At 63.4% G+C, this 26,166-nt stretch carries 17 protein-coding genes; 6 read left to right on the forward strand and 11 right to left on the reverse strand.

Going from position 1 to position 26,166, the window contains the following annotated elements; genetic code table 11:
• Positions 1 to 29: 29 nt before the first annotated feature.
• Both H163_RS0102525 and mscL read right to left on the reverse strand, forming a co-directional pair.
• On the reverse strand, positions 30 to 1,253 hold the full coding sequence (locus tag H163_RS0102525; protein ID WP_019962971.1) for a pyridoxal phosphate-dependent aminotransferase: 1,224 nt from the start codon (positions 1,251 to 1,253) through the stop codon (positions 30 to 32).
• Positions 1,254 to 1,370: 117 nt separating this feature from the next.
• The gene (gene mscL / locus H163_RS0102530; RefSeq protein WP_244296050.1) at positions 1,371 to 1,823 is read right to left on the reverse strand and encodes a large conductance mechanosensitive channel protein MscL; all 453 of its coding nucleotides are present in this window, start codon (positions 1,821 to 1,823) and stop codon (positions 1,371 to 1,373) included.
• Positions 1,824 to 2,043: 220 nt separating this feature from the next.
• Between mscL and H163_RS0102535 the strand changes: the two genes are divergently transcribed.
• Complete coding sequence (locus tag H163_RS0102535; RefSeq protein ID WP_019962973.1) at positions 2,044 to 5,571, forward strand: PAS domain-containing hybrid sensor histidine kinase/response regulator; 3,528 nt, start codon at positions 2,044 to 2,046, stop codon at positions 5,569 to 5,571.
• Here H163_RS0102535 and H163_RS22050 read toward each other — a convergent pair.
• A complete protein-coding gene (locus H163_RS22050) occupies positions 5,561 to 7,945 on the reverse strand; it encodes a putative bifunctional diguanylate cyclase/phosphodiesterase (RefSeq protein ID WP_160118249.1) in 2,385 nt (794 codons plus the stop codon). The two genes, H163_RS0102535 and H163_RS22050, sit on opposite strands and share 11 nt — an antisense overlap.
• A 389-nt stretch (positions 7,946 to 8,334) precedes the next feature.
• Positions 8,335 to 9,000: a response regulator gene (locus tag H163_RS0102545; RefSeq protein WP_019962975.1), complete on the reverse strand. Its 666-nt coding sequence runs from the start codon at positions 8,998 to 9,000 to the stop codon at positions 8,335 to 8,337.
• 396 nt (positions 9,001 to 9,396) lie between these two features.
• Here H163_RS0102545 and H163_RS22055 point away from each other — a divergent pair, with 396 nt between their 5' ends.
• Both H163_RS22055 and H163_RS0102555 read left to right on the forward strand, forming a co-directional pair.
• On the forward strand, positions 9,397 to 10,386 hold the full coding sequence (locus H163_RS22055; protein WP_019962976.1) for an alpha/beta hydrolase: 990 nt from the start codon (positions 9,397 to 9,399) through the stop codon (positions 10,384 to 10,386).
• Between the two features lie 51 nt (positions 10,387 to 10,437).
• Positions 10,438 to 11,307 carry a hypothetical protein gene (locus tag H163_RS0102555; RefSeq protein WP_019962977.1) on the forward strand — a complete coding sequence of 290 codons (870 nt, stop codon included), beginning with the start codon at positions 10,438 to 10,440 and terminating at the stop codon, positions 11,305 to 11,307.
• A 65-nt stretch (positions 11,308 to 11,372) separates the two neighbouring features.
• Here the strand turns inward: H163_RS0102555 and H163_RS24255 are convergent, their stop codons facing one another.
• From H163_RS24255 to H163_RS0102580, 5 genes are all read right to left on the reverse strand, one after another.
• Positions 11,373 to 11,870, reverse strand: coding sequence for a hypothetical protein (locus H163_RS24255; protein WP_147290394.1), 498 nt, complete (start codon positions 11,868 to 11,870; stop codon positions 11,373 to 11,375).
• 424 nt (positions 11,871 to 12,294) lie between these two features.
• Positions 12,295 to 12,906: a 2-hydroxychromene-2-carboxylate isomerase gene (locus tag H163_RS0102565; RefSeq protein WP_019962979.1), complete on the reverse strand. Its 612-nt coding sequence runs from the start codon at positions 12,904 to 12,906 to the stop codon at positions 12,295 to 12,297.
• Between the two features lie 66 nt (positions 12,907 to 12,972).
• On the reverse strand, positions 12,973 to 14,619 hold the full coding sequence (locus H163_RS0102570; RefSeq protein ID WP_019962980.1) for a cisplatin damage response ATP-dependent DNA ligase: 1,647 nt from the start codon (positions 14,617 to 14,619) through the stop codon (positions 12,973 to 12,975).
• Between the two features lie 128 nt (positions 14,620 to 14,747).
• A complete protein-coding gene (locus H163_RS0102575; RefSeq protein WP_019962981.1) occupies positions 14,748 to 16,427 on the reverse strand; it encodes a methyl-accepting chemotaxis protein in 1,680 nt (559 codons plus the stop codon).
• Between the two features lie 295 nt (positions 16,428 to 16,722).
• On the reverse strand, positions 16,723 to 18,696 hold the full coding sequence (locus H163_RS0102580; RefSeq protein ID WP_160118248.1) for a methyl-accepting chemotaxis protein: 1,974 nt from the start codon (positions 18,694 to 18,696) through the stop codon (positions 16,723 to 16,725).
• Positions 18,697 to 19,099: 403 nt separating this feature from the next.
• Between H163_RS0102580 and H163_RS0102585 the strand changes: the two genes are divergently transcribed.
• Positions 19,100 to 21,136: a DEAD/DEAH box helicase gene (locus H163_RS0102585; RefSeq protein ID WP_019962983.1), complete on the forward strand. Its 2,037-nt coding sequence runs from the start codon at positions 19,100 to 19,102 to the stop codon at positions 21,134 to 21,136.
• Positions 21,137 to 21,223: 87 nt separating this feature from the next.
• Here the strand turns inward: H163_RS0102585 and H163_RS0102590 are convergent, their stop codons facing one another.
• Both H163_RS0102590 and H163_RS0102595 read right to left on the reverse strand, forming a co-directional pair.
• Complete coding sequence (locus H163_RS0102590; protein WP_050470907.1) at positions 21,224 to 21,646, reverse strand: DUF4440 domain-containing protein; 423 nt, start codon at positions 21,644 to 21,646, stop codon at positions 21,224 to 21,226.
• A 47-nt stretch (positions 21,647 to 21,693) separates the two neighbouring features.
• Positions 21,694 to 22,734, reverse strand: a complete 1,041-nt coding sequence (locus H163_RS0102595) for a ligase-associated DNA damage response exonuclease (RefSeq protein WP_019962985.1) — start codon at positions 22,732 to 22,734, stop codon at positions 21,694 to 21,696.
• Between the two features lie 161 nt (positions 22,735 to 22,895).
• Here H163_RS0102595 and H163_RS0102600 point away from each other — a divergent pair, with 161 nt between their 5' ends.
• Together H163_RS0102600 and pdeM are read left to right on the forward strand one after the other, a co-directional pair.
• Positions 22,896 to 25,427, forward strand: coding sequence for a ligase-associated DNA damage response DEXH box helicase (locus H163_RS0102600; protein ID WP_425298533.1), 2,532 nt, complete (start codon positions 22,896 to 22,898; stop codon positions 25,425 to 25,427).
• Positions 25,424 to 26,155 (forward strand): ligase-associated DNA damage response endonuclease PdeM, encoded by a 732-nt coding sequence (gene pdeM, locus H163_RS0102605; RefSeq protein WP_026355374.1) that lies wholly within the window; start codon positions 25,424 to 25,426, stop codon positions 26,153 to 26,155. Before H163_RS0102600 ends, pdeM begins: the two co-directional genes overlap by 4 nt.
• Positions 26,156 to 26,166 lie beyond the last annotated feature (11 nt).

Here is a 26,166-nt window from a genome sequence, read left to right on the forward strand (position 1 = left end):
AAATCCGTAACGCATTCTGCGAAGCTGCGTCAACGCTTTAGCCAAGCGGCAAGGCGCCTCATCCCCTCTTCCACATGGTCTGCCCGGCGGGCAAAGCACAGCCGCAGGAAGCCCTGCCCGGTGACACCAAAGGCCGAAGCAGGCGCCAGCCCCACCCGCGCCTGAAGGGCCAGATCCATGGCCAGCTGGCGCGCATCCGTGTGCCCCTCGATGCCGAAGAACATGTAGAACGAGCCATCCGGCACGGTGAAGCGCACGCCATCCATGGCCGCCAGCGCATCGCAGACGATCTTGCGGCCCGCCAGCGCCCGCGCTTTCTGCTCCTCAAGGAAGGCATCCCCTTGCGGAGACAGCGCCGCAATCGCCCCGCGCTGCATGAAAGCAGCTACGCCGGAGGTGGAATATTGCACCATGTTTTCAATGACCTGGCCCAGTGCCTTGGGCGCCGACATCCAGCCGATGCGCCAGCCGGTCATGGCCCAGTTCTTGGAGAAGGTATTCACCTGGATCACCCGGTCGTCCTCTTCCACAATTTCGTGGAAGGAGGGCGCATGATTGCCGGCCCCATAGTAGAAACGGCCATAGACTTCGTCGGCAATAATCCAGATACCGTGGCGGCGGGAAATATCGAGAATCTGCTTCAGATCCTCGCGGCTCGCCACCCAGCCGGTCGGGTTTGCCGGCGTGTTGATGAAGATGGCGCGCGTGCGCGGGGTGATTGCCGCTTCGAGACGCGCCACATCCAGCGACCAGCCACCTTGCGTGAAATCGAGCGGCACGGAGACCGGCACCCCGCCCATCAGCCCGACGGAAGCGGCAATGTTCGGCCATGCAGGCACCGGAACCAGCACCTCGTCCCCCTGCCCGGCGATCATCTGCACTGCGATCTGGATGGCCTGCATCCCGGACCCGGTGACGAAGAAGCGCTCCGGATCAAACGGGCGGCCGAAGACGCGGCCATGATAATCCGCCAGCGCCTTGCGCAGCTCAGGCAATCCGCGCTGATAGGTGTAGAAGGTCTCGCCCGCCTTCATCGCCGCTTCCGCCGCCTCGCAGATGAAGGCCGGCGTCGGCAGGTCGCCCTCGCCCACCCAGAGCGGGATCACATCCGGCAGCTCGCGCGCTGCATTGACGACTTCGACGATGCCGCTTTCCGGCGCATTGCGGGCAGGCGCCCGGAGTGCATCAAGGATACGATCATTGGGGGTGTGCAAGGTCACGTCAGGCTCCGCCGGAAGGATGTGTCTGGTCATCGACCTTACAAATCCTCTCCGGCAAAAGCACATGAATCTGCGTGAAGCTGACTTCACTCAAAGCGATGATTGCCGCCGGGTGCAAGCCCCGGCGGTGCCACCCCATCGTGAAGGACTTCACTTCTTCAGAAGGTCGCGGATCTCTTCCAGCAGCAGCTCCTGGCGCGGCGGCTTGGCCGGTTCTGCAGGCTTGGTCTTTTCTTCCCGCCGCAGCCGGTTGATGCCCTTCACCACAATGAAGAGAGCAAAGGCAACGATGGTGAACTTGACCACGGCATTGACGAAGAGCCCTAGGTTCCAGGTCACAGCCCCCGCCGCCTTCGCGGCATCCACTGTCGGATAGGGGCCCTCGGGCACACCCTGCTTCAGGACGAGAAACAGCTCGGAAAAGTCGACATTGCCGAGGATCAGGCCGATCGGCGGCATGATGATATCGTCCACCATGGAGGAGACGATGGCGCTGAAGGCCGCGCCGATGACAATGCCGACGGCCATGTCGAGCATGTTGCCCTTGACGGCAAATTCCTTGAATTCCTTGAGCATTTCCGCCCCCTTTGATCTGGTGCCCATAGTGCGGGCCGTCCGCCCGGCCTGCCTGACAGTGTTAACACATTCCGTCCGCAAGGGAAGGTTCGGACCGGCACGCCCCCGCCGCAAGACGAATGGACAAGGCGGCGCACCTATGGTCCGATCAGCACGGGAGGACGGGGACGCACGGCAAAAATCCGGCGCATCCGGCCAGAGGCAACAAGCGCTCCGGTTCAACCGGGCATGGGCGGACAGGATTGCGATGCTGGACGGCTGGATCGTCACCTTAAGCGCACTGGGCTATATCCTGCTGCTCTTTGCCATCGCCAGTTTCGGAGACCGGCGCTCGCGCCTGCCGCTGGCGGTGAAGAGCCGGCCCTTCATCTATGCGCTGTCCCTCTCGGTCTATTGCACATCCTGGACCTTCTATGGCTCGGTTGGCGGTGCGACGCGGGACGGGCTGGAGTTTCTTGCGATCTACACAGGCCCGATCCTGCTCTTTGCCTTCGGCTTTCCGCTGCTGCGGCGGATCATCCGGGTCGCCAAGACGGAGCGGATCACCTCGATCGCCGACTTCATGGCCGCCCGTTACGGCAAGAGCCAGACGGTTGGGGCAACGGCAACGGTCATCGCCGTCATCGGCATCATTCCCTACATCGCCCTGCAGCTGAAGGCCCTGTCCCTTTCGGTCACCACCATGATCGGCCCCTTCGGCCCGCCGGACGGGGTGTCGCTGCTCACGTCCTTCGGCGACATCACCCTGCTGATTGCCATCGGCATGGCCGTCTTCGCCTGGCTGTTCGGCACCCGGCACATTGATGCGACCGAGCATCAGGAAGGGCTGATGCTGGCGATTGCGCTGGAAGCGGTGGTCAAGCTCTTCGCATTCCTGGCGGTTGGCTTCTGGGTCACCTATGCCCTTTATGACGGGCCGCTGGATCTGGTGGCGGCAATCGCCACAAGCCCCAAGGTCGCCAGCGTCTTTTCCCAGCCCTTCCAGCCGGCGGAATGGATTGCCATCACATGCCTGTCGCTCATCGCCTCCCTGCTGCTGCCGCGCCAGTTCCATGTGGTGGTCACCGAGAACAATTCCGAGGCGGAGCTGCGCCTCGCCACATGGATGTTCCCGCTCTACCTCATCGCCATCAACCTCTTCGTCGTGCCGATTGCTGCGGCAGGCATGCTGACGCTGGATCCCGGCATCAATCCCGATTCCTACGTCCTCGCCCTGCCGATGGCCTCGAACCAGGGTTTTCTCGCCCTCTTTGCCTTCATCGGCGGCCTGTCGGCGGCAACAGCCATGATCATCGTCGCCACGGTGGCGCTGGCGATCATGATTTCCAACGACATCGTGGTTCCGCTCATTCTGCGCCAGCGCGGCAGCGACGATATCGCCTCCGCACGGGGCAAGGACCTCAGCCGCATGCTGCTGCGCGTGCGCCGTGCCTCCATCTTCGTTATCCTGCTGCTCGCCTATGCCTATTACAGAGCCGCAGGTGACACGGCTGCCCTCTCCTCGATCGGCCTCCTCTCCTTTGCCGCGATTGCCCAGTTTGCTCCAGCCTTCTTTGGCGGGCTTTTCTGGCGCAAGGCAACGGCGCGCGGTGCGATTGCCGGCATGGTGGCGGGCTTTGGCCTGTGGCTCTACACCTTGCTGCTGCCGACCTTTGTCCAGTCCGGGCTCATTGCCGAAGCGATCCTCTTCGACGGGCCCTTCGGCATAGAGTGGCTGCGGCCGCAATCCCTGTTCTACAGCCCTGCCGACCCGTTCCTGCACGGGGTTGCCTTCAGCCTTCTGGCCAATCTCACCTGTTTCATTCTCTTCTCGCTGACCCGCGCGCCCGAGCCATCCGAACGGCTTCAGGCCAATCTCTTCGTGCCGCAGGAACTGGCCTCGACACCGTCCTTCCGGCTCTGGCGGACCCATGTGACGATTGGTGATCTGAAGGCCACCGTCGCCCGCTATCTGGGGGTCGAGCGCTCCGAGCGCTCCTTCCACCGTTACGCCCGTGAACGCGGCCTGACGCTGGATCTCAACGCTCCGGCGGACGCGCAGGTGCTGCGCTATTCGGAGCAGCTTCTGGCCTCGGCCATCGGCGCTGCCTCCGCAAGGCTGGTCCTGTCGCTGTTGCTGAAACGGCGCGATGCCACCATCAAGGGCGCCATGAAGCTGCTGGATGATGCTTCCGAGGCCATCCAGTACAACCGCGACCTTTTGCAAACGGCGCTCGATCAGGTGCGTCAGGGTATTGCCGTGTTCGACCGGGATCTGCGGCTGATCTGCTGGAACCGGCAGTTCCGCGACCTGCTTGGCCTTCCCCCCGAATATGGCCAGGTGGGCACCCCGCTCGACACCATCATCCGCTTCAATGCCGAGCGGGGCGAATTGAGAGGCAGTTCGGCAGATGCCATTGTGGCCGACAGGATCGACAAGCTGGTCATCCGCCAGGAGACCTTCCAGGAGCGCCTGACGATCACCGGCACCATTCTGGAGGTGCGCGTCAGCCCCATGCCGGATGGCGGCATCGTCACCACCTTCACCGACATCACCGAGCGCGTGCTGGCCGAGGAGGCCCTGTCCAGATCCCACGAAACGCTGGAGCGGCGGGTGCGGGAGCGCACCGAGGAACTGACCCGCGTCAACCAGCAGCTCGTGCAGGCAACCCATGCCGCCGAAGAGGCCAATATCGGCAAGACCCGGTTTCTGGCCGCCGCCGGTCATGACATCCTGCAGCCGCTGAACGCCGCCCGCCTTTACGCCTCCGTGCTGGTCGACAGGTTCCGCGAAGGGGAGGCAGGGGATCTGGTGCGAAACGTCGAAGCCTCGCTCGAATCCGTAGAGGACATCATCGGCGCCATTCTGGATATTTCCCGCCTCGACACGGGGGCCCTCAAACCGGAGTACAGCACCTTCCGCCTCGATGAGATTTTCCGCGCCTTGCAGCTGGAATTCGAGCCGGTGGCGCGCGAAAGAGACCTCCGGCTGAGTTTCATGCCCACGTCACTCACCGTCCGCTCGGACCGCCGCCTGCTGCGCCGCTTGCTGCAGAACCTCGTGTCGAATGCCCTGAAATACACCCTGACGGGCCGCGTCCTTGTTGGGTGCCGCCGCCATGGCTCACGCATTGTCATCGAAGTTCATGACACTGGCATCGGCATTCCCGCCTCCAAGCAGAAAGCCATCTTCATGGAGTTCCACCGGCTGGACGATGGCATCCGCACGGCCAAGGGGCTTGGGCTCGGGCTCTGTATCGTGGAGCGGATCAGCCGGGTGCTGGATCACCCGGTCACCCTGCGCTCGAAAATGGGCAAAGGTTCATGCTTTGCCGTAGAGGTTCCCTCAGCAGCCCCTGTTCCCGTGCTGCCCAGCGCTGGCGAACCGGTTGCCGTGACCACAAGCCAGCTGGACGGCATGCTGGTGCTGACCATCGACAATGAGCCGAACATTCTGGACGGCATGAGGCGCCTCCTGGAAAGCTGGGGGTGCGAGGTTCTGACCGCCAGCAACGACATGGAGGCTGCCCAGCACGTGACGCAGCTGGGCCGCACGCCCGACATCATGCTGGTCGACTATCATCTGGATCAGGGCAACGGCATCGAATGTGCCGTGCGGCTGCGCTGGAAATTCGGCCGCAGCATTCCTGCGCTGCTCATCACCGCCGACCGCAGCCGCGCCGTGCGGGCGGAAGCGGCGGAGCGGGACATCGGGATGCTGAACAAGCCCGTCCGTCCGGCGGCGCTCCGGGCACAGCTGGCGCGGGTCAGGGCAGAAATGCTGGTTACTGAGTGACGACCCGTCTCGAACCGGAGCGGTTCGTGCCATAGTCAGCGCGGGGCACGAGTGCTTCCGGATAATGCTCCATTGGCCGGCCGAAGTAATAGCCCTGCAGGCTGCTGCAGCCCATGAGACGCAGTTGATTGGCCTGCTCTTCGGTCTCGACGCCTTCTGCCGTCACTTCCATCTTCAGGCTGCGCGCCAGGATAATGACCGCAGAGATGATGGCCATGCTTTCCCCGCCATCGCCCAGTTCGCTGACGAAGGACTTGTCGATCTTGATCTTGTCGAAGTGATAGTGGCGCAGGTAGCTCAGTGACGAATATCCGGTTCCAAAGTCGTCCAGAGCGATACGCACACCCAGCGCCTTCAGTTGCCCGAGGATCTCCGCAGTTGAACCCGCATCCTGGATCAGCACGGATTCGGTGATTTCCAGGATCAGCCGCTGAGCCGGCAGCCCCGTTTCTTCCAGAGCCCACTTTACTGCATCAACAAGGCCCGCTGCCGCGAACTGCAGTGGCGACAGATTGACCGCGACGGATATTTCATGCTGGCTGCCGGCTGCCCGTTTGCAGGCCTCACGCAGCACCCATTCCCCGATCGGAACAATAAGCCCTGCCTCCTCGGCAATGGGCACAAAGTCAGCCGGGGAAACGGGGCCGATGAACGGATCGTTCCAGCGCAGCAGTGCCTCGCAGGACTGGATGTGTCCGGTCTGGGCCGAGACAATCGGCTGGAAAGCCAGCGTGAGGCCGCCTTTCTCGATGGCCCTGCGAAGTGCGGCTTCCATCTCGCGCCGCTCACGCTGTTCCCGGTCCATCTCGGCTTCGAAATACAGCGCCTGCCCCCGTCCGCTGCGCTTGGCCTTGTAGAGGGCAATATCCGCACAGCGCATCAGATCATCGATGGTGTCCGCCTGACGCGGTGCGCAGGCGATGCCGATCGTTGCACCCACAGTGTAGCTGCCGCTATCGGTCAGCAGCGGCGCATTCAGACTGGTGATCAGTTCGTTCGCCAGCGCCTCGGTGTTCTGGCGGCTTTGCCCAACATGCAGAATGGCGAACTCGTCACCGCCAATGCGGGCAAGGTCCGCCCTTCCGGCGCAGACTTCGCTGAACCGCTGCGCAACCATGTTGAGGATTTCGTCGCCCACAGGATGACCGCGCATGTCGTTGATGGCCTTGAAGTTGTCGAGATCCACCATCAGCAGGCTGATATTGCTGCCATCGGCCAGTGCGTTTTCCAGGCACTCACCCGCACGCGCCAGCAGCCAGTTGCGGTTGCCCACCCCCGTCAGCGCATCATGCTCGGCGAGATATTTGACCAGGTCATGCGCGCGGCGGGCATCGGTGATGTCAGACCCGACGCCGCGATAGCCGGTGAACTTGCAGGCAGGATCGAAATAGGGACGGCCGGCGAGAGACCACCAGCGGCGCTCGCCGTTGACGATGGTCAGCACGGGCATGTCGCGGAAGGGCTGACAGGCGGCCATCATCTCCCGCACTGCGTCCCAGCCATCGCCCTGCTCCACCATCGTCTGCAAGGCATCGATCAGGGGACGGCCCTGAAGGTCTTCGGGCGCGCGCCCGCAGACCTCACAAAACCGGGCAGATGTGCGTTTCAGATTGCCGGCGCTGTCGGTTTCCCACAGCCAGTCGCTGGCACTTTCCTCAAACTCATTGAGCAGCAGGCCGATCACCTGTCCCCGGTGTTCCAGCTCCTGCTCCGTCATCACACGGGCTACGAACACCCTGGAAACGGCAAGAACGCAAATCACGACCATGAAGGAATAGGCCGAGAGCAGGCTGGAAAGCTCGAACATCGGTCCATTGCCGATCTGCATGATCAGCAATGTCGATCCGCACCAGATCGTCATGACCCAGGCAAGTCCGGCCAAAGGCACCGTCGCCAGCACAAAGCCACCCGCACAGATCAATCCTGTGATCAGGCAGGCGACGAGGATGAGCGAGTCGTTAGAGCCGTAGTAAAAGGTCATGAACAGCGCAAGGCACCACAGGATGCCAAGCACGCCAGCCTGCACGGTCGCGGAAACGATGCCCCTGGAGGACGCTGTCGTGAATGCCCGCTTCCGGCTCTTCTGCCAGACGGCCACGCCGCGGCCGATGACAAACATCATGGCAGCGGACCAGGCGAGCAGAAGATAAAGAGGCGCCACGCCGAAGTTTAGATTGACGATGATGAGGGCGCTGAACACGTTCCACGCCGTGATATACGGCATGAAACGGACAATCGACGTGATCTGCTGTGCGCGTATCCGGCCACTCAGTTCATCCCGGCCCAGCAATCCGCGGAAGATGAAGCGCGCGGCTTCGGCCAGATGATGAAGCGGGCGTCTCAGAAAATCAGTGCTGCTGAGTTCCCCGTTCATGCACACGTCTTCCCCTGCAGCGGCCCTTCCGGAATCACCGGATTTTGCTGCTCCGAATGCGACCTGCTTCTCGGCCTTCGCCTGGCTCATCCACTATCCGGTCAATATTTGCGCACAGGGCACACGTGCCACTGGGGAATGTAATCTCCCATAGCTCCGTAAAGAGTGGGTAAAAATCACGATTTTAATTAAGGAATGAGAGCATTTGCGATCAGGCCCATCAGGAAACGGGCGGATCAATTTAATCAACTTGATAAAATACATTCCCCTCTTCTGCCGGAGTTGCATTTCCCTGCGAGACAGAAAAGGAATAATTCGCCAGCAAGACCTGCGGCCGGCAGTTCTTCGAAGCGGTATGGCTGAAATGCCGTGTTGTGTGGCCGCTGCCCCTAGCCTGCTTCGGAAGCCTGCCAGCTTCCGGCCTCGATCTTGGAGGCTGCTATCACCGCCTGTGTCCGGCTCTCGACGCCCAGCTTCTGCAAGATGGCGGACACATGCGCCTTCACCGTCGCCTCGGAGACGGAAAGCTCATAGGCAATCTGCTTGTTCAGAAGACCTTCCGACAGCATCATGAGCACGCGCACCTGCTGCGGCGTCAGACTGGCCAGCCGGCGCGCTGCATCAGAATCCTTGTCGGCGATGGTGAGATCGATCTCCGGCGGCGTCCAGAGCGAGCCCGCCATCACCTGCTCGATCGCATTGCGGATGACTTCGATGCCGTGGGACTTGGGAATGAACCCCGACGCCCCAAAGCCGATGGCCCGGCGAATGGCCTGAGGCTCTTCATTGGCCGAGACAATCACCACCGGGACCGAAGGGTGCTGGGCGCGCAGGAACATAAGGCCCGAGAAGCCGCGCATGCCGGGCATGGACAGGTCCAGCAGCACCAGATCCACGCCGCCGGCATCCTCCAGCCGGGCGGTCACATCCTCGAGCGTACCGGCTTCATCGATGACCGATCCGGGATAGAGCAGATCAAGCGCCTGGCGCAGTGCGCCGCGAAACAAAGGATGATCATCCGCAATGATGAAATGGTAACCGTTGCTGTCTGCCAATGTTTTCCCCCGATGTTCCAACCCGGCGTTTTCTGCCGGAGGCAGAGCCGCTGCACGTCTCCCCCGCCGCGTTTCATTGTCCGGCCGCGCGCATTGCGGTGCTTGCACCATTGACGTGCACCACGCGCAAACACCAGCTTGACCCGTCCATGCGGCAGGGCAGTGCTGGCCAACCCGGCCGATAGCCTCCACCCTCACAGTGCACGTCACCTTGCACCAGATCAAGCCTTGCCCGAAATCTCGCGCAAGTGACACGGGAGAAACGGCACCACGCCGCAGCTTCTGCGGGCAAACTCTGCGATCAGCGTCTCCGGGGTCTCCTGTGACTGAAGCCGATTGGCAGGCACTGTCTGACACTTTAGCCTTGCCGCAGCCGCTGAAACCGGAGAGCCCTTGATGTTGAGCCTTCACCATTCCCTTTTTCTGACCGAAGCCGTGAGCGAAGAGACCCGTACCTTCAATGAAGCTCTGGCCGCACGGCTGGCTGCCGAGCCGGACCAGTGGAGCTTCCCCCCGCAGGTGGTCCGCGACCGGCGGGAGCAAGGCATAGGCCCCTTCCCAGCCCCGGTCCGCAGCCCGCGCGCTGAGGATATCTGGATCGGGGGCCCTGCCCGTGGCGGGGTGGCGGGCAAGCTCCGCCTGCGGCTTTTCCGGCCACAGACCGGCCAGCCGGAGGGGGCGTTCCTGCATATCCATGGCGGCGGCTGGACGTTCGGCGGGGCGGACCTGCAGGATCTGCGGCTGGCCGAAATGGCGGACCGGACGGGGCTTCTGGTTGCTTCCGTGGACTACCGGCTTGCTCCGGAACATCCCTATCCTGCCGCGCCGGATGACTGCGAAGCTGCGGCCCTCTGGCTCCTCGGGCCAGCCGCGCAGGAATTCGGGCTGAAACGGTTTTCCATCGGCGGGGACAGCGCAGGCGCCAATCTGGCTGCCGTCACCCTGCTGCGCCTGCGGGACAGGCACGGCCTGACACCTTTCAGCGCCGCCGTCTTCATCGCCGGCTGTTTCGATCTGGGCCTGACGCCAAGCGCCCGATCCTGGGGCACGGAAAAGCTGGTCCTGAACACGCGCGATATCGAAATGTTTGTCCGTTTGTATCTGCAGAACGGCGAAGACCCGAAGTCTTCGGACATTTCCCCCCTCATGGCAGACCTGAGCGGCATGCCGCCCGCCTATTTCGTGGTGGGAACCCGCGATCCTCTTCTGGATGATACGTTGTTCCAGGCATCCCGATGGATATCGTCGGGGAACTCCGCCACGCTGGACGTCTTCCCCGGCGGATGCCATGTTTTCCAGAGCTTTCCCCTCGAAATAGCGAACCAGAGCAAATCTCTTATTGATAATTTCCTTAGCGTAATTATGAATAGATATACTATTACCTGAAAGTAAGTTACATATTTTCCCGGCTCCAGAAATCATCAGGTCAACCAAACGATGCTGACAGAAGAAACCCTGTTCTCCTATGTGAACCAGAGCGACTGCACGGAGCGGGGTGTTTTGAGCGAACATGGTTGCGTCCAACGGCTCGAAGAGGCGGACAGGCAGTTCCGTCTCATCTGTGCGCTGAGTGAATCTCTGGTCGGCGCCCGCCGCGTGCGGCACATCCGCTTCCACATTCCAGCCCCCTGCGGCACGCTGCTCGTGGTTTCCTCTCTCGTCTGTTTCGACGGACCGCATATTCTGACCATCGTTCACCAGATGAAGAATGCTGTGACAGGAGAGGTTCTGGCCACGGCTATCGACGGCTACACCCCGCCTGCCGGTACCGCCCGCACGTTCCGGAGCAAGTTCAAGGACGTGGTGCAGGCCATGCCGGAAGCGGCAGCACCCCGCGCCTTGCCCCCCTCTCCATTGGCCAACAAGGCAGTGCTGGATAGCATTTTTGAGAGCGGTGGATCGGTCATTTACCGGGGAACCGTGCTGCCAAGGCATCTTGGGGCGGACAACAAGGCAGATGACGGTTTTGTCGCCCAGTGCATCGGAGAAGCTTTGCCTCATGTCTGGCAGCAGACGCCCCTGAACCTCGACTGGCAACAGGAAACAGGCAGCGAACGCCGTCTTTTCGAAATGAAACTGTCCTGGGTCAGTCCGCTCAAGGCAGGCGAAAGCTTCGTGATCGCCGTGAGTTTGACCGGCACCCAGGCAAACATGCTGGGCGCGCGATTCTTCGTGTTTGAAAGCCGCGCCAGCCGTCTTTGCGCCATCACCGACACTGCGTTCGGCCCTGTCTGCCGGGAGAGCGGTGAGCCAGCAGGGCTTCCTGCGGGCACTCAGGAAGCCCTGTCACGTCTGCGGGCAGACTGACCAGAGGATACGGCTTGTCCCGCCGGAGCCCGGGGCGCGTCCGTGAGATGCGAGGGAAAGGCAGTCTACTGCCCCGTTTCCTTTTGCAGATCCCGCATCAGACCGAAGAACCGGCGCATGGCCTGCTCCGTGAAGGAGAGCATTTCGTCGAGCTGTTCTTCATCCTTTTGCGACAGTTCGGGTGCCGGGCGGGTGTTGCCGCGAGGGGCTTCTGCGGATGGACGGCCCAGGGTGGTGCTGTCAGTCTCACCCTTGAGAACCGCAATTTCTTGCCGCAGGGCTGCGTTTTCCTGCCGCAGCTGGTCTATTTCACCCAGATAAGCTGCTTCCGCATCCGGAGAGGGCATGCAGCGCCACACCCCATTGACCGGTTTGCAGAAGGCGATCGTTCCGGCCACCCTGTCCAGCCGCAGGTAGTTGCCGTCCACTTTCACGAGCGCATAACGCTGCGGATCAGCGACCGGAGCCTCCGAAGGTGCGCTCTCCTGCGCCGGATTTGCCTGCTGATCCGCCTGCTGGTCCGCCACCGGGACAGGTGCCGTTGCAGGCCGGCTGACCGGCACTTTCGCTGGTGAGTCCGCTTGGGATCTGCCTGCAATCTTGCTTGCGGGAACGGCGGGAGCAGGCTTGGGCTTGGTTTTAACCTGGCTCTGGCTTTGGGCTTTTGCCTTGGCGGCAGGCTTGCCCGAGGGCACTGTCTTTGCGGGAGCCCCTTGACCTGCCACTTGGCCCGCCGCAAGGCCGCCCTGCGGCGCCGCGCTTTTCGCCTCTGCCACTTGTCCATGCAGCAAGCCAGACAGAGCCAGAAGAGCCACGGCGAGCGTTGCTCCACGCCGGCGCGCAGATGATGCCAGTTCCGGATCAGCCATCGCTCATCTCTCCATTCGCCCTGCCCAGCAGCAAGCCCATATCCACGTTTCAGTCTAGCGGGGGACTATGTCAAAAGCACGCCGCTGCGGCAGTTCTGCCCAGGAACCTTGCCCCGCCTCAGACCGGCCGGAAGGCATCCCGGCCCGACACAAGCGCATCCTCCAGCAGGTCCAGCCTGTCCTGCCCCCAGAAGGGCTCGCCTTTCAGCACGTAGCAGGGCGAGCCGATAACGCCCAGTTCGATGGCACGGCGCTGGTTCTCCTGATAGGCCTCCTGAATGGCCACGCTGCCTGCCGCTTCAAGCAAGGCGCCGGCATCAAGGCCCATCTCCCTCAACAGCCCCGCCAGAACCGCTTCGTCGGCGATGTTCAGGTCTTCCACCCAGATGGCGCGGAACAGCCGCGCCGAACAGGCCGCCACCGGGCCACCCGCTTCGGCAACGGCAATGGCGCAGCAATCGGCCAGGGTGGGATTGGCGGGAAAGAAGGCAGGCTTCAGTGTCAGCGGCACGCCGCGCTTTTCCCGCCAGCGCTGCAACTCGACAAGACGGTAGGCCTGACGCACCGGATGGCGCTTGGCCAGCGGCAGACCGCCCGATACCTCGAAGACCCCTGCCAGATTGACCGGCCGGAACCGCACCTCCTGCCCATGTGCTGCCGCAAGATCCACAAAGGCCTGATGGCCGAGATAGGCCCAGGGCGAAACGTGGGTGTAAAAATAGTCGATCACTGGCAGGTCTCCCGTCGAACCGGCTTTTCCGGTCAGGGCGAACCTTGCCGGTTTCGCGCCGGAGACTCAAGCCACACTGACAGGCGCTGGCAACAGGGCCTCCAGAGTCTCAATCCGGTCGGCCTCATGCGGCGGCTTGTCCCAGCGCAGGCGGGCGATGCGGGGAAAGCGCATGGCAAGGCCGGATTTGTGCCGTACGGAGCGGTTCAGCCCCTCGAATGCCACCTCCAGCACCAGCCCAAGGTCCCGCGTATGCGCCACCTCCCGCACCGGGCCGAAGCGGTTGATGGTGTTGTTGCGGACGAAGCGGTCGATTTCCAGCAGCTCCTCATCGGTAAAGCCGGAATAGGCCTTGCCCACCGGCACAAGCTCCTCGCCCCGCCAGACACCGAAGGTGTAATCCGAATAATAGGACGAGCGCTTGCCGTGGCCGCGCTGCGCGTACATCAGCACCGCATCCACCTTGAAGGGATCGCGCTTCCACTTGAACCATTCCCCGCGCAGACGCCCTGCCAGATAGGGCGACTGCCGCCGCTTCAGCATCAGCCCTTCCACGGCGCCTGCATCAGCCTCCGGCAAATGCGCGGAAGGCTCCTCCCGCCAGCGGGCCAGTTCCTCCCAATTCGCAAAGGGCACCAGCGGCGACAGGTCAATGCGCGGCGGGGCTTGCGCGATCAGGAAAGCCACCAGCCGCGCCCGCCTTTGCTCAAACGGCAGGGCGCGCAGGTCTTCTCCGTTGTCCATCAGAAGATCATAGGCCCGGATGGCAGCAGGAAGCTGCTGCATCAGCTTTGGCGCGGCCGTCTTGCGGTTCAGCCGCTTCTGCAGCTCGGAAAAGGGCTGCACCGCACCATCGCGCAGGATCAGCAGTTCCCCGTCGATACAGCCCTCGAAGGTCAGGCTCTCCAGCACATCTGGAAAGGCTGCGGAAATATCATCGCCGGAGCGGGAGTACAGCCGTGCAACATGCTTGCCCGCCGCATCGCGCCCGGCTGCGGCCTGAACGCGGATACCGTCCCATTTCCATTCGGCCAGAAACTCCGCCGGGTCCAGCGCCTCCATGTCCCGCGCCTCGTCCAGCGGGTGTGCCAGCATTGGCGGCCGGAAAGGTGCCGGGTCCGAGGCTTCCGGCTTGCCGCCCTGCCCCTCCACCCAAGACAGCAGCGCCGTATAAGGCGGCTTCTGCGCGTTCCAGACCTCCTCGATCTCGTCCACGCTGACTGTTCCAAGCCGCGCCAGTGCAGTCTTGGCTAGCCGGGCGGACACACCCACCCGCAAGCCGCCGGTGACAAGCTTCAAAAGCGCCCAGCGGCTCGTCTCATCCAGAAGGTCAAGCCACCCGGCAATCAGCTGCGGCACCTCGCTGCGGCCAGCGCCAGCAAGCCGTTGCACCACGGCGGAAAGCCCCGGCCCGTCACCATCAGCCTCGCCGGCCCGGTCGGGCGCAGGCCACATCAGCGCCACCGTCTCGGACAGATCGCCGACGAAGTCATAGGACAGCGCGAAAAGCACCGGGTCCGTCCGCTCCCCCGCCAGCGCCCGCAGCATTGCAGGCTTGGCGTGGCGGAACTCCAGCGTGCCCGTCAGCGCCGCGAGGGCATAGCCACGGTCCGGGTCCGGCGTGCGGCGGAAGTAATCCACCAGCAGCGCCTCCTTGGCATTGCGGGAGCTTTCAAAGGCAAGACGGTCCAGAAGGCGGGAAAAGGCACGCATACCCGGATGATAACGCGCCGGGGCCCCAAGTCCATGGACGGGAGGCGGAAACACAAAGACCGTTCCCTCCCCTGACCAGTGGCGGGGAGGAAACGGTCTTGAGATTTTCAGGCCCGGCAGGCTGACGCTCAGGCGGCGGCAGAGTTCCGGTTGATCCCCGCAAGGAAGCCCGAGACTTCATCGCGCAGGTTCTGCGCTTCCTGTTCCAGCTGGCTGGCAGCATCACTCACCGACCCGGCCATGTGGCTGGTCTGGGTGGCAGCAACAGAGACCTCGGAGATGGTCGACGAAACCTGCTGGGTGCCGCTGGCCGCCTGCTGGATGTTGGAGGCGATGTCGTTGGTCGCGGCCCCCTGCTGCTCCACCGAAGCGGCAATGCTCGAGCTGATCTCGTTGATGCGGCCAACAGTGGTGGTAATGGCGGCAATTGCGCCAACGGCCTGCGTTGTCTCGCCCTGGATGCTGGCGATCTGGGCCGAGATTTCCTCGGTCGCGCGTGAGGTCTGGGTGGCAAGGTCCTTGACCTCTGCCGCAACCACGGCAAAGCCCCGGCCCGCCTCTCCGGCGCGGGCAGCCTCGATGGTTGCATTGAGCGCCAGAAGGTTGGTCTGCTCGGCAATGGCCTGGATCAGCGAAACCACTTCCCCAATCTTTCCAGCGGCCGCAGACAAGCCCTGAATGCGCTCATTGGTCTGCTCCGCCTGATCGGCAGCATGTGCGGCAATCTCATTGGCCGAGGCCACCTGACGGGCAATTTCGGCAACGGAAGCGGCCAGTTCCTCCGAAGCCGCAGCCACGGTCTCCGTGTTCGCCGATGCCTGACGCGAGGCAACAGCCACTGTCTCACTTTGCTCCGATGTCTTGAGCGCGGAGCCGCTGAGTGCGCCAGATGTCTGCTTCAGGCTGTCGACGGAGCGGCCGATCACGTCCAGAAGAGCGCTCATCTTGCTGCTGAAGCCGGTGCACAGCAGCTGAATGTTGCCTGCCCGCTCCGCATCCTGCTGCTGGCGTCTCACGACATCGAGTTCAAGTTCGCGGCGCTCACGCTCGTTGCGGACGAAAGTTTCCATGGCAGCCGCCATGTCTCCCAGTTCGTCTCCCCGGCCGGCACCCTCGATGGTCACCTGTGTGTTGCCCGCGGCAAGCTGCTTCATGCCCTCGGTCAGAGCGCGCAAGGGCCGCACGACGTTGCGGATGGAAATCACGGCGATGCCTGTCACGGCCAGACCACCAGCAATCAGAACGCCGATCAGCTCGAACGTGCTGGACCAGAACTCGGCCTGGACATCATCCAGATAGACGGCGGACGCAATCACCCAGCCCCAAGGCACGAAGGCTTCGGACCATCCGGCCTTCGGCACAAACTTGGTGGTAACGCCCTTCAGGGTCCGGTCACCGGAATAGTACTGAACACCGCCGCCCTTCTGCGCGTTGGCAATGAACGTCCGGGTGATCTCGGAGGTCGAAGGCTCTCCGCCCTCCTTGTCCTTCGAATTGCTCACGACGCGAACGCCGGTGTTGTCGAACGCAAAGACACGTGCGCCACCTTCGAAGATCATCGAGCGGATCGCATCACGCGTCAGTGCCTGCGCCTCGTCCCGCGTCAGCTCACCGGCCTTTTCACGGGCGTGGTTCTCCTCTGCGATAGACCGGCCAACCTCAACCAGAGCCCGCACTTTGGCAATACGCTCGCGCTCGAGCGTATCTGCAAGCTGCAGCTGATTGTAGATACCCAGAAACACAACAAAGATAGCGAAACAACCGATTGGAAGCCAGATTTTCAGACCAATCTTCAAGCGATTCAGCATGACATCCTCAACGATGCAAAATTTTCCCCTGTTATCCTTGCCATTGTTAAATACAGGTAAAATAAACCAGCCAAATGAATTGCCATGAGAGAAACCGCGATATTTGCCTTGTGAAACTCATCCCCCTCCAAGCCCGCCCTGTCACAAATAACAATTCCAAGAAATCACCCCGGCAATCATCCCGCGCCTCTGGCTCGAACGCCGGTGCTGGCATGCCAAAGCCGGAGGCACATGTAGAAAGGACGCCGGCGGGTTTCCTCCGGCGTCCTTCATGTTCAAGATCCTGCGGTGAGAGTTATCCGGCCATCTGGCGGCGCAATGCGGCGCGTCGGGCCTCCACATCCTGAACCATATCCGCAAGGAAGGCATCGACCGCCCTGGACAGGTTCTCGGAGACGGACTTCACATCACGGGACAGGCTGTCGACCATCTCCGCCTCGATGCGGGTGTCATGTGCGGTCTGGGTCACATTGGCGACGCTGGCCGCAACCTGATCCGATCCGTCAGCGGCAATGGTGATGCTCTGGGTGATCTCGCGCGTCGCAGCGCTCTGTTCACCAACCGCGTTCTTGATGGCCATCGTCATTTCCATCACGGATGCGATGGAACCCGTGATGCGCTGGATCGAAGTCACCGCCTTGCCGGTCATGCCTTGCACCGAGGTGATCTGGGCGGCGATTTCCTCCGTCGCCCGGGCCGTCTGGTTGGACAGTTCCTTTACCTCGGCAGCCACAACGGCAAAGCCCTTGCCCGCTTCTCCGGCACGCGCCGCCTCGATGGTGGCATTGAGGGCGAGAAGGTTCGTCTGCTCGGCGATGGCACGGATCATCTCGACGACAACGCCGATCTTGTCGGTTGCTTCCGCAAGGCTCGACACATGCACATCGGTCTCGCGGGCCACCTCGGTGGCTGCGGTAATGGCTACAGACGACCGGTCGGACTGGTTGAGGATCTCCGAGATGGCGCTTGAGAGTTCTTCAGCCGCAGCGGCCACGGTCTGGACACTGCGTGAGGACGTGGCAGAGGCAGCCCGCGCCTGATCGGCGGCAGCAAAGGCCTGACCGGACACTTCCGTCACCCTCTGGGCACTGCCGGCCATCGCTTCCGTCTTTTCGGCCACGGCCTGCATGCTGGCATCGATCATGCTGCGGAAACGGTCGATGATGGCCTCGACCTGCGACTGGCGGCCGCCTTCGAGCGAACGCTCCTGCTCCATTTCCTTTTCCAGCGCCTGACGGCGGCGGGCATTGTCCTGGAACACGGTGCCTGCACGGGCAAGATCGCCGATTTCGTCGCCCCGCTCCAGCAGCGGCATGGTGAAGTCGGTCTCGTCCTTCGCCACCCGGCCCAGAGCCGCACGGATCTGGCGCAGGTTGGCAAGGATCGCACGCAGATTGAACAGGCTGATGATCACCGTCACCGCGATGGCCGCAGCGGACATGACCCCGGCAACCAGCGCACGGGAATAGGCTTCGCTTTCCATCACCGCCACAGTCTCGCCAGCCGCCTTCAGCAGGTCCAGCGTCTCGGTGCGGATGATGTCCAGCCGGGCCGTCGCCGCATCAAACCACTGCTGTCCCGTCACGCCCTGGCCATTGTCGGTCTGCGGCAGGGTGAAAAGCACCTTGCGCCAGTCCTTGACCTGCTGGATGGAGCTGCCAGCCATCATCCGGTCGAGTGCTGCGGCTTGTGCTGGCGTTGCCAGCATGTGAAAGCTCTGAAGATAGGCCTCGCCGGCAGCCACCCGGTCGACAAAGGACAGGAACACGGCATAGTCCGTCACCTCGCCCTTGCCGGCTGCCGTGAACAGGCGCGCACCGATCGCGCGCTCCAGCCCGCCAGCTTCCTTTGCCTGAATAAGCGACGTGAACGGCAGAAGCTCCGCTGCAAGACGCGGCTCGCCCGTATCGAGCGCAATGGCAGAAATCGTGCCCATCAGCCCGGAGATCAGGCCCGTATAGGCCTTGAGGTTGTCGGCACCATTGACCGAACGGGCATCAACTGCAGACCGGTGGCTGGCAACGCTGCGCGGCAGATCTGCCAATGCGCCGAGCCCGGCAGAGGCATCCACGCCGGAACCGGCAGAGCCGGTCAGGAAAGCTTGCAGCGCCTGCAGGTCCGTGTCCGTCGCGCTTCTCTGCTTGCTGACAGCCGCTGCCGCTGCCTGGTCATAGCCGGAGGCAATCATCACCGCCGTCTGGCCACGCTCCTTCTGCAACTCGTCCACCACGGCTTCGATGAGACCGGACACCTCAACGAGAGGTTTCATCTGCTGCATCTTTCGCAGGTAGATAAATTCACCCCAAAGATAATTTCCTGCATAGAGGACAACGGCCAGCAACGGCACAACAGCCATCATGGCGATTTGCAGGCGTATATTACGCATCGAAATTCCCCGTCCTTAATTTCGAACTACGAGACATAGAAAATGTGGGTAGACAGGGGGGGTTAACGGCGCACTAACCTCACGTATTCTAACACTGATTTAGCGCTATCTAGGTGTTTTGGCTTACTCTGCAGCCGGCACTGCGAGCGTTGCCGCGCAGCCCGTGTGCGAGAGGTTTTCCGCAGCCAGTGGACGGCAGGCCACTTTTGCCGTATAGGGGGTTCCAACATGACGGGCACGCCGGACACATGAAGGCTGCTCCGCCCCCTTTTCACGAAAGACACACATGATCGAGACGCACGCCGTTGCACCGGCGCTGGCCGCCGCTTTGGCAAAACGGGGCTATTCCAGCCTCACCCCGGTTCAGGAAACCATCCTGACCGATGCTCCCGCCGACGCAGACCTTCTGGTTTCCGCCCAGACAGGCTCCGGCAAGACTGTTGCCTTCGGCCTCGCCCTTGCTCCGACGCTGCTTGGAGACGATGAACACCTCGGCCCCGCCGGTGCGCCGGTGGCCCTTGCCATCGCCCCGACCCGCGAGCTGGCACTGCAGGTCAAGGCTGAACTGACCTGGCTTTATGAACAGGCCGGCGCCCAGACCGCGTCCTGCGTTGGCGGCATGGACCCGCGCGCCGAGCGCCGGGCTCTCGAACGCGGCGCCCATATCGTCGTCGGCACGCCTGGACGCCTGCGCGACCACATCGAGCGCGGCGCCCTCGACCTTTCCGGCATCCGCGCCGTGGTTCTGGACGAAGCGGACGAAATGCTGGACCTCGGCTTCCGCGAGGATCTGGAGTTCATTCTGGACGCCGCTCCGGAAGACCGCCGCACGCTGATGTTCTCGGCCACCGTGCCGAAACCGATTGCCGATCTCGCCCAGCGCTTCCAGCGCAATGCCGTGCGCCTGACCACGATCAGCGGCCGCGAGCAGCATGTCGACATCGACTATATCGCCATGCCGGTCGTGCCGAACGAGCGCGAGAACGCCATCATCAACATCCTGCGCTTCCACGAGGCCCAGAAGGCCATCGTGTTCTGCGCCACCCGCGAGGCGGTGAACCGGCTGACGTCGCGCCTTGCCAACCGGGGCTTCTCGGTTGTAGCGCTGTCGGGCGAGCTAAGCCAGGCCGAGCGCAGCCACGCGCTGCAGGCCATGCGCGATGGCCGCGCCCGCGTCTGCGTCGCCACCGACGTGGCCGCACGCGGCATCGACCTGCCCAACCTTGATCTCGTCATTCACGCCGACCTGCCGACCGGCAAGGCCGCCCTGCTGCACCGCTCTGGCCGTACGGGCCGCGCCGGCCGCAAGGGATCGAGCGTTGTGGTCGTGCCCTTCCCGCGCCGCCGCGCAGCAGAGCGCCTGCTGCAGCTGGCCGGTGTGAAGGCCGAATGGCGTGAAGCCCCCTCTGCCAATGCCATCCGTGCCCAGGACAAGGCCCGTCTTCTTGCCGATCCGGTTCTGAACGAGCCGGCTGAAGAAGAAGATCTGGAGACGGCCCGCGAGCTTCTGGCCGTGCATGATGCCGAGCGCATCGCGGCGGCCTTCGTGCGCCTGTACCAGCTGCGCCTGCCGCCGCCGGAAGAGCTGACGGAAGACAGCTTTGAAGCCCGCGGCCCGCGCGAGCGTGGTGACAGGGGCGACCGTGGCCCGCGTGATGACTTCGGTGGCGGCAAGAGCTTCGAAGTCCGCAACAAGTTTGAAGATGGCGTCTGGTTCCGCCTGTCCCTCGGCCACAAGCACCGCGCCGACCCGCGCTGGCTGCTGCCGATGATCTGCCGCGCCGGCCATGTGACGAAGAAGGAAGTGGGTGCCATCAAGATCGGCAACACCGAAACCCTCTTCGAGATCATGGGCGGCCATGCGGAGAAATATGCCGATGTGATCCGCCGCGATGGCTCCGGCGAGCGCGGTGTGGTGATCGAACCCGCCGACGTGCGCGGCGGCTTTGCCCCGTCCTCCCGTGGCAATGACGAGGACGGCCCGAGCCGTTACGAGCGCGCCCGTGAACGCAACACCGGCCGTGGCTTCGGTGGCGGTGCCCCCGCTGGCCGTGGCGGCCCGGCTCCGCGCCGCAAGCGTTTCGAGGACGATGAACCGCGCCCGACGCATCCGGCCTTTGCCCCGATGGACGAGGCCCCGCTCGACCGTGGCCCGAAGCGCGGCAAGCGCGGCCCTGACGGCGGCGGCTTCGGCGGCGCACCAGCCGGTGAAGGCTTCGCCCCGCGCAAGGGCAAGCCGGCCTTCAAGGATGGCGGCCCGAAAAAGGCTGCCCACCGCAAGGGCGACGGCGTGAAGAAGAAGTCGAAGAAGCAGGACGGCTGAGGCAGGCCATCCGTTAATCAAAAGGCCCGCGTCTTTCCCGGACGCGGGCCTTTTTTCTATCTGCTTCAGGCAAAACCCGCCGCAGGCTTATTGCTCGTTGACGATCATCGCAATGCGCCAGACCTCGCCATCGGAGACGAGGTGATAGTGGCAGGTGAATTCGAAGACGCTCTCGCCATCAGCGCTTTCCTGACGCCAGTCGAGGGTGACCAGCGCCGTGGGGCCGGAGATGTGGGCAGAAACCACGTCGAACTCGGAATAGGAGATATTCTCCTTGTCGAGCGCATCCAGCAGGGCGTCGATATTCTCCGCCAGCTCCTCCTCGTCATCAAAGACATAGCCCTTTTCCATCTGCCAGATGGTCGCCGGCAGGGAGAAGCAGTCGATGAGCGCCTCTGCATCGGCATCGTTGAAACCGGCGAGATAATCCTCGAAAAGTTCCGCAATGGCTGCTTCCAGCTCCTGCTCGGCAGGTTCTGCGGTGTCTTCGATCTCGTTCTTGTCCGCCATGGCCGTCTTCCCGGAAGGGCGCGGCAGATCTGCGGCGCGCCTCAAGCTTAAGTGTCAGTGTCAGCCGGGGCAGAATCGGTTTCGGTTTCATCTTCCCCGTAGCCGATCATATGAAGAGGCCGGGCCTTGCGTCCAACGGTTTCACACCAGTGCACCAGAGCCTCTTCGGCGCCATGCGTGACCCAGGTTTCCGCCGCCCCGGTTTCCAGCACCGTGCGGGTGAGATCGGGCCAATCCACGTGATCGGAAATGACCAGCGGCAGTTCGGCCCCGCGCTGGCGGGCTCTGGCACGCACGCGCATCCAGCCGGAGGCCACCGCCGTCACCGGATCGCCGAAGCGCCGCGCCCAGCGCCCGGCAAGCTCGCCGGGCGGGCACAGCACGATTTCCCCGGTAAGCTCCTTGCCAAGCCGCCCGACCGGCTCAACCGGCCCCAGCGCAATGCCCCGGCTTTGATAATAGGCCGTGATCTTTTCCAGCGCGCCGTGGAGATAGATGGTCCGGTCATATCCGGCGCGGCGCAGTTCCGCGATGACGTGCTGCGCCTTGCCCAGTGCGTAGGCCCCAACAAGATGCGTGCGCTCCGGAAACAACGCCAGCGAGGCCAGCAGCTTGGCCATTTCCACGCCGGCATCGGGATGACGGAAGACCGGCAGGCCGAAGGTTGCCTCCGTCACGAAGACATCGCAGGGCACCAGCTCGAAAGGTGCGCAGGTGGGATCAGCCTGCCGCTTGTAGTCGCCGGAAATGACGGCCCGCGCTCCCCCCGCCTCCAGCACCACCTGCGCCGATCCGAGAACGTGCCCGGCAGGCTTCAGCGTCAAAGTCACGCCGCCCAGATCAAGCCTCTGACCATAGGCCAATGTCTGCCGCTGGCCGCAAAAGCCCTCGCCATAACGCAGGGCCATGATGTCGAGCGTTTCCTGTGTCGCCAGCACTGCCCCGTGTCCGGCCCGGGCATGGTCGGCATGAGCATGGGTGATGATGGCCCGCGCCACCGGGCGCACCGGATCGACATGGGCGTCCGCCAGCGGGCAGAAGAGCCCTTCCGGCGTCAGATGCAGAAGGCTGGATGCGGCAATGGACATGGGGCAGAAGCATAGGGCCTTCGCGGCCATTTGCCAGAGGCGGTGAACATGCGGATTATTCCTGTCTCGAAAGAGCTTGGAGCAGCAACCGTCTGACCTATAATCAGAAGCCATGGCCCCAGGCCTTTCCTCTCTCACAGCCTCAGGCCCCGGCGCAGCCCTTGCAAATGACCGCCTCCCCTCAGGATCAGCTTCTGCCCGAACGGTTCCGCGCCTGGTTTGCCGCGCGCGGCTGGAGCCCGCGCGAGCATCAGCTTGCCTTGCTGGATGTGCTGGGCCGCAGGCAGTCCGCGCTGCTCATTGCCCCGACTGGCGCAGGCAAGACGCTGGCCGGCTTCCTGCCGAGCCTCGTCGAGCTGACGGAAAGGGGCCGGCCGAAGCCGGGCACGGTTCAGGCGATGCGGCGGGGCGTGCATACGCTCTACATTTCCCCACTCAAGGCGCTGGCCGTCGATATCGCCCGCAATCTGGAAACGCCGGTGGCGGAGATGGACCTGCCGGTGCGGATCGAGACGCGCACCGGCGACACCCCCACCCACAAGCGCCAGCGGCAGAAGCAGGCGCCGCCCGATATCCTGCTGACAACGCCGGAACAGATCGCCCTGCTGCTGTCCGACCCTGCAGCATCCGGCATGTTCAAGGGCCTGAAGACCATCGTTCTGGATGAACTCCATGCGCTGGTCACCTCCAAGCGCGGCGACCTGCTGGCGCTTGGGCTTGCCCGCCTGCGCCGTATTGCCCCGGATGTGCGGCTCGTCGGCCTGTCGGCAACGGTGGCTGAGCCGGATGACCTGCGCGCCTATCTTGTGGCCCAGACGGATCCGGATGGCCGCCGCCTGAGCGAGCTTGTCACCGTCACCGGCGGGGCAGCGCCGGATATCACCATTCTCGATACGTCCGAGCGCGTGCCCTGGGCCGGGCATTCGGCGCGCTATGCGCTGGATGACATCTACCGGCTTCTCAAGGCGCACCGGGTGACGCTGCTGTTCGTCAACACCCGCTCGCAGGCCGAAAGCCTGTTTCAGGGCCTCTGGAAGATCAACGAGGACACCCTGCCCATCGCCCTGCACCATGGCTCGCTGGATGTGGGCCAGCGGCGCAAGGTGGAAGCGGCAATGGCCTCGGGTCAGCTCCGCGCCGTGGTTGCCACGTCCTCCCTCGACATGGGCATCGACTGGGGCGACATCGATCTCGTCATCAACGTGGGCGCGCCGAAGGGGGCGAGCCGCCTTGCCCAACGCATCGGCCGCGCCAATCATCGCATGGACGAGCCCTCGCGTGCCGTTCTCGTCCCCGCCAACCGTTTCGAGGTGCTGGAATGCCGGGCAGCGCTTGAGGCCTCCACCAGCGGCGGGCAGGACACCCCGCCCCTGCGGCGCGGCGCGCTGGATGTGCTGGCCCAGCATATTCTCGGCATGGGCTGCGCCGGACCTTTTGATGCCGATGAGCTCTACGCCGAAATCCGCGAGACGCAGACCTACCGCCATCTTGACCGGGAAACCTTCGCCCGCGTGCTCGATTTCGTGGCCACCGGCGGCTATGCGCTGAAAAGCTATGACCGTTACGCCAAACTGAAACAGGGCCCGGACGGGCTGTGGCGCATCACCCACCCTCGCATTGCCCAGCAGTACCGGCTGAATGTGGGCACCATTGTCGAAGCGCCGATGCTGAAGGTGCGGCTGGTGCGCGGCAAGGAGCAGGGCCGCCGCACGCCGCTGGGGCGCGGCGGCAGGGTGCTGGGCGAGATCGAGGAATGGTTTCTGGAGCAGCTTGCCCCCGGCGATACCTTTCTCTTTGCAGGCGAGATCCTGCGGTTTGAAAGCATCATCGAAAGCGAGGCCTATGTCTCGCGGGCCAAGGCCGAAAAGCCGATGGTGCCTTCCTATCAGGGCGGCAAGTTTCCGCTCTCCACCTATCTGGCCGATGGCGTGCGGCGGCTTTTGTCCGAACCGGACCACTGGCCGGCCTTGCCGGATCAGGTGCGCGACTGGCTGGAACTGCAGCGGGCCAAGTCCCTCCTGCCCAGCCGCAGCGGCCTGCTGGTGGAAACCTTCCCGCGTGCCGGCAAGCACTACCTCGTCTGCTATCCCTTCGAGGGTCGCCTCGCCCATCAGACACTCGGCATGCTGCTGACCCGGCGGCTGGAGCGGCTGGGCGCCAAGCCGCTGGGCTTTGTCGCCAATGACTATGCGCTGGCGATCTGGGGGCTGGGGGATCCGGATCTTCTCATCCGCACCGGCCGTCTATCCCTCGATGCCCTGTTCGAGGAGGATCTTCTGGGCGATGATCTGGATGCCTGGCTGGCGGACTCCAGCCTTCTGAAGCGCACCTTCCGCTACTGCGCCGTCATTTCCGGGTTGATCGAGCGGCGCCATCCGGGACTGGAGAAATCCGGCCGTCAGGTGACGGTTTCGTCGGACCTCATTTACGACGTGCTGCGCCAGCACGAGCCGGACCACATCCTTCTGCGTGCAACATGGAACGATGCAGCAGAAGGACTTCTGGATATCTCCCGGCTTGGTGAACTTCTTTTAAGGATCAAGGGTCGAATCACGCATACTCATCTCGCAAGAGTTTCGCCCCTCGCCGTTCCCGTTTTGCTGGAAATCGGCAGGGAACCCATTTATGGCGAGGCTCAGGAAAGCATCCTTGCAGAAGCGGCGGATGATTTGATCGGGGAGGCCATGGCATGACGGCGCTGAGACAGCCGGGACTAATGCGGCGCACCACGCCCGTGTGTCACGATATTGCCGTTGCCGGAACCCAGCTCGGTCTGCATGACAGCGGCGTCGCCTGGTGGGCAGACGAAGCCACCCTCATCGTCGCTGATCTGCATCTGGAAAAAGCCTCCTCCCTCGCCCGCCGGGGCGTGCTGCTGCCGCCCTATGACACGGCGGCCACGCTGGAACGCCTGGCACTCGTGATCGAGGCTTTCGACCCGGCCCGCATCATCGCGCTGGGGGACAGTTTCCATGATGCAGAGGGTTCTGACCGGCTCCCGCCATCGTACCGCGCCTTTCTCGCCACGCTGCAGCTCAACCGCGAATGGATCTGGGTGACCGGCAACCATGATCCTGTGGCACCCGTCCGGCTGTGCGGGGAATGCGTCGATGAACTGACGCTGGGCGGCCTCACCTTCCGGCATGAGCCCTCAGAAGGCAACGGCGCTGCAAAGGGTGAGGTCTGCGGTCATCTGCATCCGGCGGCCAAGGTGCGCCGCTATGGCCGCTCGATCCGCCGCCCCTGCTTTGCGACAGACGGCACACGGCTCGTGCTGCCGGCCTTCGGCGCGCTGACGGGCGGTCTGAATGTGATGGATCCGGCTTTTGCCGCCGTTTTCCCGCCCCGCCGTTTCTCGGCCTTCCTGCTTGGCGCAGACAGGCTCTACCCCTTCACCGCCGCCAAGCTGATCGCAGACTGATCCCGCCAGCG

Origin of the sequence: Pannonibacter phragmitetus DSM 14782, assembly GCF_000382365.1 — a bacterium.
Taxonomy (GTDB): Bacteria; Pseudomonadota; Alphaproteobacteria; order Rhizobiales; family Stappiaceae; genus Pannonibacter; species Pannonibacter phragmitetus.

Bases quoted from the DNA above. Each gene is read 5' to 3' on its own strand.
- H163_RS0102570 (WP_019962980.1), bottom strand. From the start codon at position 14,619: ATGCGTGCCTTTTCCCGCCTTCTGGACCGTCTTGCCTTTGAAAGCTCC.
- H163_RS22055 (WP_019962976.1), top strand. From the start codon at position 9,397: ATGTTGAGCCTTCACCATTCCCTTTTTCTGACCGAAGCCGTGAGCGAA.
- H163_RS0102585 (WP_019962983.1), top strand. From the start codon at position 19,100: ATGATCGAGACGCACGCCGTTGCACCGGCGCTGGCCGCCGCTTTGGCA.
- H163_RS22050 (WP_160118249.1), bottom strand. From the start codon at position 7,945: ATGAACGGGGAACTCAGCAGCACTGATTTTCTGAGACGCCCGCTTCAT.
- pdeM (WP_026355374.1), top strand. From the start codon at position 25,424: ATGACGGCGCTGAGACAGCCGGGACTAATGCGGCGCACCACGCCCGTG.
- H163_RS0102590 (WP_050470907.1), bottom strand. From the start codon at position 21,646: ATGGCGGACAAGAACGAGATCGAAGACACCGCAGAACCTGCCGAGCAG.
- H163_RS0102535 (WP_019962973.1), top strand. From the start codon at position 2,044: ATGCTGGACGGCTGGATCGTCACCTTAAGCGCACTGGGCTATATCCTG.
- H163_RS0102575 (WP_019962981.1), bottom strand. From the start codon at position 16,427: ATGCTGAATCGCTTGAAGATTGGTCTGAAAATCTGGCTTCCAATCGGT.
- H163_RS0102580 (WP_160118248.1), bottom strand. From the start codon at position 18,696: ATGAAACCTCTCGTTGAGGTGTCCGGTCTCATCGAAGCCGTGGTGGAC.
- H163_RS0102595 (WP_019962985.1), bottom strand. From the start codon at position 22,734: ATGTCCATTGCCGCATCCAGCCTTCTGCATCTGACGCCGGAAGGGCTC.
- H163_RS0102555 (WP_019962977.1), top strand. From the start codon at position 10,438: ATGCTGACAGAAGAAACCCTGTTCTCCTATGTGAACCAGAGCGACTGC.
- H163_RS0102525 (WP_019962971.1), bottom strand. From the start codon at position 1,253: ATGACCAGACACATCCTTCCGGCGGAGCCTGACGTGACCTTGCACACC.
- mscL (WP_244296050.1), bottom strand. From the start codon at position 1,823: ATGGGCACCAGATCAAAGGGGGCGGAAATGCTCAAGGAATTCAAGGAA.